Below are 2,461 nucleotides of genomic sequence, written 5' to 3' on the forward strand. Positions count from 1 at the left end.
GAAAGTGTAAGTTATCCCACCTTCTGATTTGTAATTGTCCTAGCTTTGGGTCATCTAATTCTACCATCTCCTCAGCAACCCACCAAGTCTGGGGGTCGTTGAGCTGAAATTTCTCCCCGTGACGACGGGGACGCCCTCGGCCAGAATAAGCTGGTGGGGCAGAGTATAAACAGCGATTAGAACGCAACCCGATTAACTTGTCGGCTTTGAGATGGGCGGTCTGCAAAACTAAACTGGCACACCCATATTCCCGGTCAAATAATACTAATGGTCGTTGTGGCAACCCTGCTATCACTTGCTCTAACTGCCCTGCCGCTTTACTGATGGGTGTATCCCAACTGGTGATTCGTTCGTGTCTTAAGGGTAAGGCCCAACTCCCTTGCGCCGAGGGTATCCAGGCAATTGTGCTGTAGCCCAAGCCGATTGCTATCGGTTTATTGCCATGAATCGCAGTGGCTTGATGTTCATAGGTACGCTCCCTCAAGGTTCGTGCATCTGGTCTCGCCCACGCTGTGTGGTCTACTGCTAAGATTGGTCTCTCTACTCCTGACATCTGCTCAAGATACAGTTTCATTAATTGCTCTCGGTCTGGCTCAGAGTCCTGTAAGGCTTCAGAGACGCTTGACCATTTTCTTCGAAACAATGGGTTGAGTGCCATCTCTGTTAAACAATTGGCTTTTGGCGTGGTCATCACTGCATCCATCAGCTCAAAGGTGGCATCTTTGGCTTGACCTAGCATTTTATAGGCTTGTTGACGAAATTCTCTCAAGGCTTCACAATTCATGGCAGGCAGATTTGAGGTTTTTTGCTAATTCTCAATTTTCTGCCTTTAGGGAGCCTGTGCCAATCACAGGCTCCCTTTTCTTTCCCTTGTTAGTCTAAACTCCAGTTACTCAAATCCTTACGGGATAAGGCAAAACAGTGGTGGTATTTTCTGGATAACCCCTCGGTGCCTCCTGATAATAATAAAGCCGAACGTTCCCTACGGCCTTCTGTCACGAAACGGAAAGTTTCTGGCGGCTCTCGTTCCGTGAAACGATTTGAGGAAACGGCTAATCTGCTGAGTGTGATTCAAACCTGTCGTTTTCAAGCTCGTTCAGTAATGGCTTTTTTCCGTGATGCTATTTCTGCCCATTCTTGTGACTTGGCTCGGCCTGAGCTTATTCCCCTTTTGCAGACCTGAATCCTTACAATCTTCTTAAAATTAGCATCGGGAAATCAAGCCGACTCATCATGCTTTGGTCAAATAGCGGTAGATTACCAAAAACAACTAGAAGTAGATAGTTTGATGGTAGCAGACTGTGCTTTATATACGGAATCAAACCTGAAATTAATCTCACAATTGCGCTGGTTGTGTCGAGTACCTTTAAGTATAAAATCAGCCGAAACATTAATATCAACCTTACCAGAATCTGAATTGACGGCTAGTAAATTACCAGGATATAGATGGGGAGAAAAAATAGTAACTTATGCTGGAATAGAGCAAAGATGGCTAGTGGTAGAGAGCGCAGCCAGAAAGGAATCAGACTTGGGTAAACTCTCCCAAAAAATTGTCAAAGCCGAAGAAAAAGTTGTCAAGGATGTGAACAAGCTATCAAAAGATAAATTTGCTTGTAAGGCTGATGCAATCAAGGCACTATCAAAATTATCTCAATCATTTAAATATCACCAAATTGAGCAGTATCAAGTCACTGAAGTTACAGCCAACGCACAAAAAAATCAACCAGAAAAATTTTATCAAATCGCCGCGACCGTATGCAGAAATGAAACTAAAGTTAATACCGAAATCAAGAGTGCAGGACGTTTTATTTTAGCGACCAATGTTTTAGATTCTCGCCTACTCAGTAACGATGAAATGCTCAGGGAGTATAAAGCCCAGCAATCATGTGAGAGGGGATTTGGTTTTCTGAAAGACCCTTTGTTTTTTGCCGATAGTATATTTCTCAAAAGTCCAGAGAGAATAGAATCATTAGCGATGATTATGGGTTTATGTTTGCTGGTCTACACCCTAGCTCAACGGCAAATACGAGCGGCTTTAAAAGCGTCTCAATCAAAGATTAAAAATCAGTTAGGTAAACCAACTGACCGCCCGACATTAAGGTGGATATTTCAATGCTTCCAGTCTATTCATTTAGTTCGACTAGAGCGAGAAACGCGGGTTTATAATTGGAGTCAACAGCGAGAGTTTATCCTAAATTTATTACCATAAGATTGTCTTTATTACTATAAATTTCTTACTTAATTATTGCTATATTACTGCTATTATATTACATCAACTAAGGCGCTATTCGCTTTGATTAATAGCGCTCTGTTAAGATGGCAAAAATCTCCTTGGCTCACTTCTATTTATTAAGCTAATTTATCAATTATGTATTTAATATCTTGATTTATTTATCTAATGCCAAGCTAAATGCCTCTCTTGCTTATTGCTGCTTGTTGAGAATAGGTTTTGATGCCGTTT

Annotated in this window: 2 protein-coding genes and 1 pseudogene; 2 read left to right on the plus strand and 1 reads right to left on the minus strand. The window is 41.9% G+C overall.

Annotated elements, in window-relative coordinates:
* Positions 1–784: transposase (locus QUA38_RS28470; RefSeq protein WP_333167790.1), on the minus strand; the 784-nt coding region annotated here is incomplete at its 3' end.
* A 105-nt stretch (positions 785–889) separates the two neighbouring features.
* Here QUA38_RS28470 and QUA38_RS28475 point away from each other — a divergent pair.
* Positions 890–1,183, plus strand: a pseudogene (locus tag QUA38_RS28475) (IS66 family transposase); the annotation flags it as partial.
* Between the two features lie 9 nt (positions 1,184–1,192).
* Positions 1,193–2,209 (plus strand): IS1634 family transposase, encoded by a 1,017-nt coding sequence (locus tag QUA38_RS28480; RefSeq protein ID WP_333167793.1) that lies wholly within the window; start codon positions 1,193–1,195, stop codon positions 2,207–2,209.
* Positions 2,210–2,461 lie beyond the last annotated feature (252 nt).

Source organism: Microcoleus sp. Pol12B4 (genome assembly GCF_036701385.1).
Lineage (GTDB): Bacteria > Cyanobacteriota > Cyanobacteriia > Cyanobacteriales > Microcoleaceae > Microcoleus.